We start from the raw sequence: 13126 nt of genomic DNA on the forward strand, positions 1-13126 counted from the left end.
ATATGCTAGAGCACTTTATACTGCTAGCATGAGCCCAAACAAAATTAGGCGTTACTCCTATGTCACAATCTCCTCAGCTTGCATTACTGTTGGCGATTATGGGTGCTGCTCAGGCTGCGCCGCTTAATTTAGAATTGCCGCCCAGCGAATCCTTGGATTTGCCTGCACCTCTCACGCGCGATACCAATGAACTAAGTTCACCGGCATTGGCCAGTGCTGCCCGCAGCGCCTCCGAAGATCAAGCCCTAGGCCGCGAGCTATTACGTTCTTTACGCAGAGATCGCCCCATCATTGAAGATCCTGAATTAAAGGATTGGTTACAAAGCATTGCTAATCGTCTTGCTTTACACACTCCCAATCGGACTGGCCCGATTCATGTGCTAATTGAAAATAATGGTGATGTGAATGCACGCACCATGCTGGGCGGGGTCATTATTGTCAATTCTGGCTTGATTCTAAATTCTGAATCAGAAAGTGAATTGGCAGGTGTCTTGGCACATGAGATGGCTCATATTTCGCAACGCCACATTGACCGTTTAATTGCCGAAAATCGCCATGCGCCGGTTTTTCTAGCCTTAGGTTTATTAGCGGGTGCCGTTGCTGCTAGTCAAAGCCCCGAAGCCGCACAGGCGGTCGTTACGGGTACCGCCGCTTTGCAGGCACATAAACAGATCGTATTTGGTCATCGTGCTGAATCCGAAGCAGATCGCTTGGGTTTACGTATTTTAGCAGCGGCTGCTTATGATCCTCAGGCGTTAGGACAGTTTTTAGAAAAACTAGATCGCAATCAAACCGATGTTTATGGTGATATTGGACAATATTTACGCACTCACCCGCTGAATATCGATCGTCTAAGTGACACGCGCCTACGGGCTAACCAATTGGGTAGACGTAGTGCACGTGAAGATAGGCGCTATCTTTTTGCGCGCGAAAAATTACGCCAATTGACGAATCCCAGCCAGTTATCGGCTAACACGAGCGATGCTTCGTTAGCTACCTATCGCCAAGCTTTACAGGCTGAGCGCGCCGGACAAACACCCGCCATTTTACAAAAAATTCCTCAAGCGACCCAGCAATTGCCACTCGATTTATTACGCGCACGCGCTTTAATTCAACAACGCGAATTTAACGCAGCGCATCAACTACTTAACCCCTTAAAAGCGCGATTTGCGAATGATTCAGCGGTAATACTATTGAGTGCAGAGGCTCAGGCGGGCCTTGGGCAAGCGGGGCAAGCCACCGCTTTATTATTGAATAGCGCAGCACTCACCCAAGAAAATACTAGCCTAGAATTTTTTGAAATCGGGCAACGCCTAGCCCAACAAGCCAATCTAGCCGCTGAAGCCCGTTTATTTAATGCAGAGCGTAGCATTAGGCTGGGTGAATATCTTCATGCCCAAGCAGCCTTGCGTGAAGTAGCTAATCAAGCAACTACCGCGCCGTCAACTGCTGTCAAAATCCGCAATCGTTTAAACGAGATTGAAGCCATGCTGCGTATGCAAAAATACCTTGGCATAAAATAAGTATCTCTTTTAGATCAAGCGCTTTGCTTGACACTAAGGGTGTGGCGTGCCAGTTTTTCGCCAGAGAGGAAGGAGTAGCGTCGCGCCGCTCCCTGTGTGCGTATCAATGAGGAGAAGTCGAAATGAGTTTAACGCGTCGCGAATTTTTGCAAATCTTAGCTGCTGCCAGTGTTGCTGGTGTTTCATTGGAGCGAAGCAGTTTTGCTGCGGCTAGTAATTTATATGACTTGCCGAGTTTTGGCTCAGTCTCGCTCTTACACTACACTGATTGTCACGCTCAACTACTCCCCATCTATTACCGCGAACCGCATGTTAATCTTGGCTTTGGCAGTATGAAAAATGTGCCACCTCATTTGGTGGGCGACGCTTATTTGAAACACTATGGATTGGCCGCAAATACCCCTGAAGCTCATGCCTTTACCTATTTAGATTTTGCTAAAGCAGCCGAAACCTATGGCAAGGTTGGCGGATTTGCACACTTGAAAACTTTAGTGGATCAAATTCGCGCCCAACGCCCAAATGCTTTATTACTAGATGGTGGCGATACGTGGCAGGGTTCATGGACTGCATTACAAACCAAAGCCCAAGATATGGTAGATGCACAATTAGCACTCGGCGTGAATATCATGACGCCTCACTGGGAAATGACCTATGGCGCGGATCGGGTCAAAGAAATCGTCGAGAAGCAGTTTGTGGGCAAAATCGACTTCGTGGCGCAAAATATTTTAGATAACGAATTTGAAGAAGCTGTTTTTCCACCTTACGTCATTCGAGAAATCAATGGAACACCGGTTGCCATTATTGGACAAGCTTTTCCCTATACACCGATAGCCAATCCGCGCCATCTGGTCGCGAATTGGAGCTTTGGGGTGCGTGATGATCGAATGCAGCAAATGGTGGATGAAGCGCGTGGCAAAGGTGCAAAAGTCGTGATCGTGTTATCGCATAATGGCATGGATGTCGATCTCAAAATGGCGAGCCAAGTCACAGGAATTGACGCCATTATGGGCGGACACACACACGATGCTATTTATCAGCCCGTTGTAGTTGAAAACAAAAGCGGCAAAACCTTAGTAACGAATGCCGGTTCGAATGGAAAATTTTTGGGCGTACTCGATTTGGAAGTTAAAGGGGGTAAAGTCAGTGACTACCGCTATAAATTGTTGCCCGTCTTCTCCAATTTACTCGAACCCAATAAAGACATGTTGGCCTTGATTGAAAAGTCACGCGCACCTTTTAAAGAGCAATTGAGTGAAACCTTGGCAACATGTGACGAAGTCCTTTATCGCCGTGGTAATTTTAATGGTACTTTCGATCAGTTAATTTGCAATGCGCTGATGGAAGGCTTGGACGCTCCGATTGCTTTCTCCCCCGGTTTTCGTTGGGGCACGAGTGTATTAGCTGGCCAGCCCATTACTTTTGAGCATGTTGCCGATCAGACTGCCATTACTTATGGCACGGTCACACGTAATGAAATGACGGGCGAAACCATCAAAAGTGTTCTGGAAGATGTGGCGGATAATTTATTCAATCCAGACCCTTATTATCAACAAGGTGGTGATATGGTCAGGGTGGGTGGTCTAAAGTTTAGCTTCGATCCAACAGCTGCTATGGGAAATCGTGTATCCGATATGACTTTAGGCGGCAAGCCACTAGAAGCCAGCAAAACCTATCCAGTCGCTGGCTGGGCCAGTGTGCAAGAAACCGTCCCAGCAAACAAACCGATCTGGGAAGTGGTGGCTAATTACTTGCGCAGTAAAAAAACGATTACTGCGCTTGAGTTAAATCTACCGCAACTCAAAAATGTTGATGGTAATGAGGGGATGGCTAAGCTTTAGCGACACTTTCCAGAGGGTAGAAAACCAATAACATCCGCTTCGGCGCAGGCCTTACAGTCATTCGAAAAGGTTTGTTGTGGCAGACAAGGTTCTGCCAAGCAATGTTTTTTAGTATCACGTATTGCACAGACTGGACTATAGACCTCATAACAGATTTCAGGGCGTGGATTTTTACATAGCACTAGCTCTTTGAGCGTACTGTTTGGATCAGTGCTCATGCTCTTCACCGGTGAAATCACTGGCTCCACTGCAAAGCCCGTGTTTAAGCTAGGGATGAGGAGTAGCAAAAAAGTCAGTACTGGGTGTATTCCTAAGCGTTTCATCGTGATAAACCTCACAAACACAATATTTTCTCTCTTGCAGCACATCCACAGAACACGTAACCTTACCGCCATTTATTGACCGTTTTAATGTCATGGAGTCTGCAATGAATCTGGATCAAGCGCGTTTCAACATGGTTGAACAGCAGATTCGTCCTTGGGAAGTACTAGATCAGACCGTGTTAGATGCTTTCCGGTTTCTTCCTCGCGAAAAATTTGTTCCTACCGCTTGGCAAAATTTAGCGTTTGCTGACATCGAAATTCCACTCGACCATGGTGAATTCATGATGCACCCACGTGTTGAGGCAAGAATGCTCCAAGAACTCGCGATCAAGCAAACCGATCAATGCCTAGAAATCGGTACTGGCAGTGGGTTTGTTACTGCCTGCCTTGCACGTTTAGGCCAGCATGTGGATAGTGTCGATATTCACAGTGACTTCTCCAAGCAGGCTGAACAAAAGCTTAAGGCTATTAATATTACTAACTTTAATCTTTATAACGATAATGCAGCCGCTGGATGGGAGGGTGTAGCAGGTAAACTGTATGACGTGATTGCAGTGACCGGTTCTGTGCCTGAATATGTTCCAGCTTTTGAGCAACGTTTAGCACCAGGTGGACGTTTATTTATGGTAGTTGGCAGCGCTCCAACCATGCACGCTTTACTAATAACCCGTGATGCAGAGGGGAAATTAGAACGTAGAATGTCTTTTGAATTAATGCTCCAAGCCTTGCAAGGTGCCGAGCAAAAGCCAAGTTTCCAGTTCTAGGCTTTACCACGCCACGCTAAATAAACAGGATGTTGGAGATGTCTCCCACAATCCTGTTTGATTCCCGCTATAATGCAGGTAATAAACGTCGGGACGCCCTGAGATTGGAATAACTATGAAGATGAAACCCTTGGTAAGCTGCGTTGCTGCCACATGGGCACTATTGAGTAGCCCTGCTTATTCAGAAAATCTATTACAAGTCTACCAACAAGCCAAAAACTACGATGCTCAACTCAAAGCGCAAGAAACCAATTATCTCGCTATCTTAGAGAGCAAGCCCCAAGCACTTGCCGCCAAAAAACCACAAGTTTCTTTAAATGCTGGTGCGAATTTTAGCCAACAACATACCTTCTACGATGGCACGATCACTGGAGGTTCGGCTAATAGCTCAGCTTTGAATGCCAATTACACGCTTAATATCAGCAAATCGGTTTATAACAAAGCCTTAGATGCACGCATTGATAAAGTAGACTCATCCTTGGCTCAAGCTAAACTGCAATTAGAAAGCCAACGCCAAGCCTTGATTATGCGTGTAGTGCAGCCTTACTTTGACTACCTATTAGCCAAAGAAACCTTGCAGGTCGCTAGTACCGAAAAAAATGCAATTAAAAAACAGCTCGATCAAGTAAAAGCTTTTTTCGAAGCAGGGCGTTCAGCGGTTACTGATGTACGTGAAGCGGAATCACGTTATAACCTTGCGGTAGCACGTGAAGTCAGTGGACGCCAAGCCTTGGATGTGGCACGCGAATCTCTGCGGGTATTAACCGGCATTTCTTATAAGGATTTGCTCGGTGCACAACCCAATATTGGGCTTAGTGTTCCAGCCCCCAAAAGCATGGAGGCTTGGGTCGAGTTAGCCAAGCGTTCCAGTAAGCCCCTACAAGTAGCGCGTCAGGCGATTGAGGTGGCACAGAAAGAAATTGATATTCAGCGCCAAAGCGAGCGCAATCCCGTCGTCAATATCTATGCACGCCATACGGGCAGTTGGTATGAGAGCAATGGTTCAGTACTTGATCCGCGTGCGCTGGGTGCGACGGTGGGCGTGGAGGTGAATGTGCCAATCTATGAAGGTGGTGCTGCGCCGTCGCGGATTCGTCAAGCCCAACATGAATTTCGCCAAGCTCAACAAAATTACGATTATCAAGAGCGCTTAATTGAACAACAGGTACGCAGTGCCTATTTAGGCATTGAGTCCGCGATTAGTGTAGTACAAGCCCAGCAAAAAGCATTAGCCTCGGCGGAAACTGCCGCAGCGGCCACTAAAGTGGGCTTTGAAGTCGGTACACGGACAGCGGTGGATGTATTAACAGCTTTGCGAGATGTATTTGCAGCACGCCGCGATTATGCGAATGCACGCTACAACTTCCTACTGAGCACCCTGCAATTACGCCAAGCCGCAGGGACACTCTCCGAAAACGATTTGCGTATTCTAAGCGCCTCGTTGAATAAACGCTAAACCTTATTTGGCTAGCCTCTTAAACTTGGGGCTAGCTAACAACAGCAATCCTATTAGATAGCCTAAGCCTAAACTACCACCACCGCCTGAAGATTTACTTTGCACTATGACTTGCGTATCCGCCTCAGCCGTTAAACCTGTGTCATCTGTTAAAGCTACTTTAAAGGCCAAAGTCATAGGCAAATTGGGCGCATTGAAACTAATATTCGCCGTATTTTGGCCTTGTATGATCACGGCTTCACCGGCGGTTTGTGTCCACACATATTGGGTAATGCTACCATAACTATCATCCACGCTATCTTTAGCGCTAAGACTGACTGCATCCCCCGTGTAGACGGTTTGATTCGCGCTGATTTTCGCACTGGGAGCGGTACTCACCGCTTGTACCGCACGATAAGCATCTAGCATACCCGTGCCACAGGTACTGGTATGGCAGACACACGCAATATTTTGCTCCAGATTACAACCCAATATATCTACTGCTCCATTGAGCGTGCTCGGAAAAGCGCGTGCCGTGGCTTGCAATTTATTTCTCAATAAATCCGGCAGTTGCGCTGGATTAATCACGGCAGCGTTACGCAAATTTGGGTTAGCGGCAAGCATGAGCGCTACAGTACCAGCGACCATAGGTGCGGCATGACTAGTACCACTTTTTACGATCAAAGTATCCGTTTCGGGCGCGTGCAAGCCGGTATTAGATAAAGAAACAATATCTTGAGCCGGTGCTGCAATCGTATTCGCGCCATAATTCGCAAAAGGCGCGCGTGCACCTTCTTTGGTCAAACCAGTGACTGCAATCACACCATTACAATTCGCAGGCGCCGAGCCAGCAACATTGCGATTTTCATTCCCCGCCGCAACAACAACGCTAATACCCTTACTATTGAGTAAATTGATAGCGGTTTGCTCGGTTCGGGAGCAAGTCTCATAAGAATTCGTCCCCACACTCAGATTAATAATGTGTGCGGGGTTTAAATTGACTGGTAAACCTGTGACAGACTCACCCGCCGCCCATAACATACCATCGACTTCATCCGACAGGGTTCCTGCAATAGGCGATAAAATTCGAACATTCAATACCTTGGTATTCCAACCCACCCCCGCAATACCCAAACTATTATTGGCAATAGCACCGAGCACACCGGCAACTTGCGTTCCATGCCAATCACTTAGCAAACTGGAGTCAGCCGCCGTGCCAGGATCAGTGGGGTTAGCGTCTCGTCCATCGCCATCATTCGCATTAGCCGCTGCGCTAATCATGTCATAGCCCGAGGTCGACACAACACCACTCACTAATTGCCCTTGCAAATCGGCATGAGCACTCATACCGGAATCCAAGATCGCAACAACGGTTTCCGCATTCCCCTTACTTAAAGTCCAAGCATTAACGAGATTGGCAGCGCCTGCGTAGGCTTCAGGTGCGGCAAGATACCATTGCTGGGCAAAAGCACTGTCGTTCGTACTAATTGCTTTCGGATAACGCAAACTGTCGGGTTCAACATATTCAATTGTATTATCACTCAAGGCGATGGATTTTGCGTAGGTTTGTGCATCCTCCAGCGGCATGGCATAAGGTAAACGCACAACATGCGCCCTGGTCAAACTCGCCATCGCACGCTTATAGCTCACTGCTAAACCCGTGCTAGCTTGAATCGTATCGGTGACTTGCTTAGCCAACGCTGTGGTATCACTAAAGCGCGCCTGCACTTCAGGACGGTATTTGATGATCAATTGATCAACCCAGGGTGACGCGTCGGCCACCACCCAGTGACTAGCACTCATCAACCAACTAGCCGCCACTAGCCTCATAAGTCGCTGCATGAAAACAGACTCCTGATTTAACGTTGATAACGCGGATAATCGGGTTCGGCGTATTCCACCTGTTCAAGTTCAGACAAACGTTGTGCTAATGCTTCAGCCTCATGGCGTGTTAAAGCCGGACTCAGCGTAACCACAAAAGCCCCTAAACTAATTGAATGAGAATACGTCACTACAATAGGTAGTGCTGCCGATTGCAAACCTGCCAATAATTCCGCGCTTGGCATCGCTGTTTCATTCACGACTGGTTTAATAATTAGCTGGTGAATAAACAGGTTTTCCGTTTGCATTTTGTAACATCCTGACAAAAAAGCAGTCAGACATACTATGCGTAACCACATCGAAAGTTGCAAGTAGCTAGCACCAAATAAATAAATTTAATTACAAAGTTGTATAAATTAAACGGATAAAAACCTAGTCAATTACTAAAGCTTTTTTAGTAAAAAGGCATAAAAAAAGCCCATAGCTTGATGGCTATAGGCTTACCTGGAAGTTTAGTACAAAAAACGACTTAGGCGGCGTCAGCTTTATTAGCGCGCTTACGGTCGTTCTCTTGTAAGAAACGTTTGCGGATCCGAATGCTTTGCGGGGTCACTTCAACCAATTCATCGTCATCAATGAATTCCAGTGCCTGCTCTAAGGTAAAACGAATCGGTGGAGTCAAGATCAAGTTCTCATCCGTGCCAGCGGCACGAATATTGGTGAGCTGCTTAGCCTTGAGTGGATTCACTACTAAATCGTTATCGCGGCTATGAATCCCAATCACCATGCCTTCGTACACTTCTTCCGCGTGACCAATAAATAAACGTCCACGCTCTTGCAAATTAAATAAGGCATAGGCTAAGGCTTTACCAGTGGCATTGGAAATCAGGACACCATTGATGCGCTGCCCAATACGTCCGGACTTATAAGGGCCATAATGATCAAAGGTATGATATAACAACCCTGTGCCGGAAGTGGTAGTCATAAATTCGGTTTGGAAACCAATCAAGCCACGCGAAGGAATCACATACTCTAAACGCACACGGCCTTTGCCATCAGGCGACATATCTTTGAGCTCACCACGGCGTGTGCCGAGCTTTTCCATAATCGCGCCTTGGTGCTGCTCTTCAATATCCAAAGTCACGCTTTCAAACGGTTCTTGGCGCTCGCCATTCACTTCGCGAATAATCACTTCAGGACGTGAAACCGCCAGCTCATAGCCTTCACGACGCATATTTTCAATCAAAATACCTAAATGCAGCTCGCCGCGACCTGATACGCGAAACTTCTCGGGATCATCGGTTGGTTCAACTCGTAAGGCGACATTGTGCAAGAGCTCTTGTTGCAAGCGTTCTTGTAAACGGCGAGATGAAGTACCCGTTTTGACTTCACGACCTGCAAATGGTGAGGTATTGACTTGGAAGGTCATCGTGACGGTAGGTTCGTCAACCAATAAAGGCGGCAAAGCCGCAACATTATCAGGGTCACAAATAGTGTCAGAGATAAAGAGCGCATCCATACCCGAGAAGGCAATAATATCGCCTGCACGTGCTTCTGAAACTTCTACTCGATCTAGGCCATTGAAACCTAAGATTTTTAGAATGCGACCTGAGCGCGTATTGCCTTCACGGTCGATGGCCTTAACTGGCGTATTGGACTTAATCGTGCCTTGCTTAATACGCCCAATACCGATAATGCCTAAATAAGGATTGTAGTCGAGCTGACTGACTTGCATCTGGAAAGGCGCATCAACATCAACATCCGGTGCTGGGACGTGATTAATAATCGTCTCAAATAACGGGTTCATATCGCCACCATCCACAGTCTCTTCCAAACCGGCAAAACCATTTAAAGCAGACGCATAAACGACAGGGAAATCTAATTGCTCATTGGTAGCGCCCAAGTTATCGAATAATTCGAATACTTGATCCATCACCCAATGAGGACGGGCACCGGGGCGGTCAATTTTGTTAATCACTACAATCGGGCGCAAGCCATGCGAAAAAGCCTTTTGTGTCACAAAACGGGTTTGTGGCATAGGGCCATCTACAGCATCTACCAACAATAATACCGAGTCTACCATAGACAACACGCGCTCAACTTCACCACCGAAATCCGCGTGTCCCGGTGTATCGACGATATTGATACGGTATTCAGTATTATTCTTTGGATTAGTCCAACGCAGGGCTGTATTTTTTGCCAAAATAGTAATACCGCGTTCTTTTTCTAGCGCATTCGAATCCATCATCCGCTCAGACACCTCGGCGCGAGCATCTAAAGTGCCGGATTGTTGTAATAATTTATCTACGAGCGTAGTTTTGCCATGGTCAACGTGGGCAATAATGGCGATATTGCGCAAATTTTGAATCACAATTGTTTACTCAAATCAAAAGAAGGCGCGATTATACGCGCACCCTATGACAATTTCATGGGCTTTTTCCGCAGCTTATTCCAGAAATACCACCGCTTGCTATTCGGTTTAGTCAATCATCAAACCAACTTATCCGCACATCCTCACAAGCAAAGATTATTGCTACATAAAAATCCATTATTTAGCCATACTCTCTAACAAAAAATTGGTAAAAACCCATGAAATATTCAGTACTTACCTTAGCTTTAGCAGCAAGTTTAGCCGTGGGCTCAGCAGTAGCAGGTGGTGGTTCACCTTTCTATCTGGGTGCTGATGTAGGACTTACCAGTTCGGATGGGCACTATGATTATGACCCTAAGAAAGATGGTGGTTGTGGTGCTGATGACACTTGTTCTTTAGGCTTAGACCATACCAATCGCGCGGCCCACCTGTATGGCGGGGTACAGTTGTCCGACAAATTTGCGATTGAAGCTGGCTACGTGGATTTAGGTGAAACCGTTTATGATGATAGCATTGGTCTTTCTCAAGATACCACGGGTGTCACCTTGAAAGGCGTAGTGCGTCAACGCTTAGGCAAAACCTCTCCTACACTGGTTTATGGTAAAGCGGGCGTGGTTCGCTGGGATAGCGAAGTTAATGTGATTGACGAGACTGGCAAAAAAGACGTGTCACTAGCCCAGCAGACGGATTACAGTGCTACCGTAGGTGCTGGTCTTGAGTATGAATTTGCGGGCAATGCTAGTTTCCGTGCTGGCTGGGATCGTTATTTCGCAGTAGGTGAAAAAGACATTGACTCGTTTATTAAAGTGGATGAGAAGAAAGAGGCTATCGAATTCCATTCTATCAGCTCAGATGTTGATGTATTCTCGGCCGGTATTAAATACGATTTCTTATAAAACCAGTCGTGAGCCTTCCCCATTGGAAGGCTCTTTTTTGGTTCTAAGCTGGTTGAAATACCAGCTTTCCTTTTTCCGCTTCAATCCATTGTTCAACTTCTTGCATTAAAGCTTCCGCAGACTTGCCCGTGCTGGCAATAGGCTTACCTACTTTAACCGTAATGGTTCCGGGAATTTTAATATAAGAATGGCGTGGCCAACTGGCACCGGCATTATGCGCAACCGGTAAAACGGGTACATTGGCATGAGTCGCTAAGATAGCCCCCCCCAATTTATAACGCGCTTTAGCACCAAATTTAACGCGTGTACCCTCTGGGAAAACAAACATCCAAATCCCCGCATCTAAACGTGCTTTCCCTTGTTCTTTCACCTGATCCACTGCATTTTGACCCGCTGAACGGTCAATCGCCACAGGTTTAATCACGCGCAAGCCCCAACCGAAAAACGGAACTTTGAGTAATTCTCGTTTTAAAACCCACGTACCGGCTGGAAAGATAGGTGCAAAAGCAAGCGTTTCCCAAGTAGATTGATGATTCGCCATTAAGACGGCTGCACCCTGTGTAGGAATATTTTCAAGTCCTTCAATGCGATAATTCACGCCACAGGTAATTTTCAACCACCATACATTGAAGCTGCACCAAGACACTAAAATACGATACGCCGTAGGATAGGGAATAAAGTTTAGTAGCGGCGATAACAAGCCATAAAATAATGTGCTACTCGCAAAACCTAGCCAAAACAGTGTTGCACGCACACCGAGCCACAGTTTGGTAACAATGCCCATGACGCTACTCCTTCAGTTCAGCCGCTAATAATTGCCATAAGCGTTGCATAGCTTGCCCGCGATGGCTGATGCGATTTTTTTCTGCTGGATCTAATTGTGCAGCGCTACAATGATGGCTTGGCACATAAAACAAAGGATCATAGCCAAAACCTTGCTCACCTTGAGGAGTTAATAGAATAGACCCCTGCCAACTTGCCTCGGCAATTAAGGGAATAGGGTCATCTGGCGCTCGCAAATAAACAATGCAACAACGAAAGGCTGCTTGGCGTTCCGTAGCTGGAATCGCACTTAGCTTATCTAAAAGTTTGAGATTATTAGCGGTATCATTGGCATTTTCACCGGCATAACGTGCGGAATACAGCCCAGGGTCACCGTTTAATGCCTTTACCACCAAACCAGAATCATCGGCAAGGGCTGGCAAACCACTATACATCGCTGCATTGCGTGCCTTTAGTAGGGCATTTTCAACAAAACTCATACCGGTTTCAGGAATTTCTGGCACATTCAAGTCAGACTGACGCACGACCTCAACGCCTGAATCGGCAAATAAAGCATTAAATTCGCGCACTTTACCTTGATTGCCTGACGCAAGAACGATGCGTTTCATAGCGCTAATGACTCATTTTGTAACACCATGATTTCACGAATTCCTTGTTCGGCTAAGTCCATCATGCTGTTCAATTCTTCACGCCGAAACGCGTGACCCTCAGCAGTACCCTGCAATTCAATAAAATGCCCAGCGTCATTCATCACAATATTCATATCAGTTTCAGCGTCGGAGTCTTCCTCATAATCTAAATCCAGCACCGGTGCACCCTTATAAATACCAACAGAAACGGAAGCGACTTGTCCATGAATGGGATTTTTCTTGATTTTGTTTTGCTTAAGTAAGGATTGAATCGCGTCTTGCAAAGCGACATAAGAACCACTAATGGAGGCGGTGCGCGTGCCGCCATCGGCTTGTAACACATCACAGTCTAAGGTGATTTGGCGCTCACCGAGTGCATCTAAATCCACCACTGCTCGCAAAGCACGGCCAATTAAACGCTGGATTTCCATAGTGCGACCGGATTGCTTGCCTTTAGCGGCCTCACGCTGCACGCGACTATGCGTTGAGCGCGGTAACATCCCATATTCAGCCGTTACCCAACCTTGGCCCTTGCCCTTTAAGAAAGGCGGAACGCGTTCTTCCACCGTCGCAGTACATAACACGCGGGTATTACCAAATTCCACTAATACTGAACCTTCAGCATGACAAGTAAAGTTGCGCGTGAATTTGACGGGGCGCATTTGCTCTGACGTGCGTCCACTTGGCCTCATGGTCATGTTCCTAACCCTAAAAGCGCTAGATTATACGCATAAGTCTAGGCT

The 13126-nt window shown here is 46.7% G+C and carries 12 protein-coding genes; 5 read left to right on the forward strand and 7 right to left on the reverse strand.

Annotation, left to right across the window (positions count from 1 at the left end):
• Positions 1-59 precede the first annotated feature (59 nt).
• On the forward strand, positions 60-1523 hold the full coding sequence (locus A3IE_RS21755) for a M48 family metalloprotease (protein ID WP_020393580.1): 1464 nt from the start codon (positions 60-62) through the stop codon (positions 1521-1523).
• A gap of 122 nt (positions 1524-1645) precedes the next feature.
• Positions 1646-3361 (forward strand): thiosulfohydrolase SoxB, encoded by a 1716-nt coding sequence (gene soxB / locus A3IE_RS0100380; RefSeq protein WP_020393581.1) that lies wholly within the window; start codon positions 1646-1648, stop codon positions 3359-3361.
• Here the strand turns inward: soxB and A3IE_RS0100385 are convergent.
• On the reverse strand, positions 3358-3684 hold the full coding sequence (locus A3IE_RS0100385; protein WP_020393582.1) for a hypothetical protein: 327 nt from the start codon (positions 3682-3684) through the stop codon (positions 3358-3360). The two genes, soxB and A3IE_RS0100385, sit on opposite strands and share 4 nt — an antisense overlap.
• A 104-nt stretch (positions 3685-3788) precedes the next feature.
• Here A3IE_RS0100385 and A3IE_RS0100390 point away from each other — a divergent pair, with 104 nt between their 5' ends.
• Positions 3789-4448 (forward strand): protein-L-isoaspartate O-methyltransferase family protein, encoded by a 660-nt coding sequence (locus A3IE_RS0100390; protein WP_020393583.1) that lies wholly within the window; start codon positions 3789-3791, stop codon positions 4446-4448.
• A gap of 115 nt (positions 4449-4563) precedes the next feature.
• Positions 4564-5904 (forward strand): TolC family outer membrane protein, encoded by a 1341-nt coding sequence (locus tag A3IE_RS0100395; protein WP_020393584.1) that lies wholly within the window; start codon positions 4564-4566, stop codon positions 5902-5904.
• 3 nt (positions 5905-5907) lie between these two features.
• On the opposite strand, the gene A3IE_RS19505 is transcribed toward A3IE_RS0100395, so the two are convergent.
• From A3IE_RS19505 to typA, 3 genes are all read right to left on the reverse strand, one after another.
• A complete protein-coding gene (locus A3IE_RS19505; protein WP_020393585.1) occupies positions 5908-7725 on the reverse strand; it encodes a S8 family serine peptidase in 1818 nt (605 codons plus the stop codon).
• 17 nt (positions 7726-7742) lie between these two features.
• Positions 7743-8012, reverse strand: a complete 270-nt coding sequence (locus A3IE_RS0100405) for a hypothetical protein (protein ID WP_020393586.1) — start codon at positions 8010-8012, stop codon at positions 7743-7745.
• A gap of 221 nt (positions 8013-8233) precedes the next feature.
• Positions 8234-10075, reverse strand: coding sequence for a translational GTPase TypA (typA, locus tag A3IE_RS0100410; protein ID WP_020393587.1), 1842 nt, complete (start codon positions 10073-10075; stop codon positions 8234-8236).
• A 218-nt stretch (positions 10076-10293) separates the two neighbouring features.
• Here typA and A3IE_RS0100415 point away from each other — a divergent pair, with 218 nt between their 5' ends.
• On the forward strand, positions 10294-10971 hold the full coding sequence (locus A3IE_RS0100415; protein ID WP_020393588.1) for an outer membrane protein: 678 nt from the start codon (positions 10294-10296) through the stop codon (positions 10969-10971).
• A 43-nt stretch (positions 10972-11014) separates the two neighbouring features.
• Here the strand turns inward: A3IE_RS0100415 and A3IE_RS0100420 are convergent, their stop codons facing one another.
• Genes A3IE_RS0100420 through rph form a run of 3 tightly spaced genes read right to left on the reverse strand, consistent with a single transcriptional unit; the run spans position 11015 to position 13075 of the window.
• Positions 11015-11755 (reverse strand): lysophospholipid acyltransferase family protein, encoded by a 741-nt coding sequence (locus A3IE_RS0100420; RefSeq protein ID WP_020393589.1) that lies wholly within the window; start codon positions 11753-11755, stop codon positions 11015-11017.
• Positions 11756-11759: 4 nt separating this feature from the next.
• Entirely contained in the window at positions 11760-12362 is a 603-nt protein-coding gene (gene rdgB, locus A3IE_RS0100425; protein WP_020393590.1) for an RdgB/HAM1 family non-canonical purine NTP pyrophosphatase, read from the reverse strand.
• Positions 12359-13075, reverse strand: a complete 717-nt coding sequence (rph, locus tag A3IE_RS0100430) for a ribonuclease PH (RefSeq protein ID WP_020393591.1) — start codon at positions 13073-13075, stop codon at positions 12359-12361. The genes rdgB and rph overlap by 4 nt, the downstream gene beginning before the upstream one ends.
• Between the last annotated feature and the right edge of the window lie 51 nt (positions 13076-13126).

It is taken from the genome of Thiolinea disciformis DSM 14473, from assembly GCF_000371925.1.
In the GTDB taxonomy this organism is placed as follows: Bacteria; Pseudomonadota; Gammaproteobacteria; order Thiotrichales; family Thiotrichaceae; genus Thiolinea; species Thiolinea disciformis.

Coding starts and splice junctions, on each gene's coding strand:
- A3IE_RS21755 (WP_020393580.1), top strand. CDS start 60: ATGTCACAATCTCCTCAGCTTGCATTACTGTTGGCGATTATGGGTGCT.
- soxB (WP_020393581.1), top strand. CDS start 1,646: ATGAGTTTAACGCGTCGCGAATTTTTGCAAATCTTAGCTGCTGCCAGT.
- A3IE_RS0100385 (WP_020393582.1), bottom strand. CDS start 3,684: ATGAAACGCTTAGGAATACACCCAGTACTGACTTTTTTGCTACTCCTC.
- A3IE_RS0100390 (WP_020393583.1), top strand. CDS start 3,789: ATGAATCTGGATCAAGCGCGTTTCAACATGGTTGAACAGCAGATTCGT.
- A3IE_RS0100395 (WP_020393584.1), top strand. CDS start 4,564: ATGAAGATGAAACCCTTGGTAAGCTGCGTTGCTGCCACATGGGCACTA.
- A3IE_RS19505 (WP_020393585.1), bottom strand. CDS start 7,725: ATGCAGCGACTTATGAGGCTAGTGGCGGCTAGTTGGTTGATGAGTGCT.
- A3IE_RS0100405 (WP_020393586.1), bottom strand. CDS start 8,012: ATGCAAACGGAAAACCTGTTTATTCACCAGCTAATTATTAAACCAGTC.
- A3IE_RS0100415 (WP_020393588.1), top strand. CDS start 10,294: ATGAAATATTCAGTACTTACCTTAGCTTTAGCAGCAAGTTTAGCCGTG.
- A3IE_RS0100420 (WP_020393589.1), bottom strand. CDS start 11,755: ATGGGCATTGTTACCAAACTGTGGCTCGGTGTGCGTGCAACACTGTTT.
- rdgB (WP_020393590.1), bottom strand. CDS start 12,362: ATGAAACGCATCGTTCTTGCGTCAGGCAATCAAGGTAAAGTGCGCGAA.
- rph (WP_020393591.1), bottom strand. CDS start 13,075: ATGAGGCCAAGTGGACGCACGTCAGAGCAAATGCGCCCCGTCAAATTC.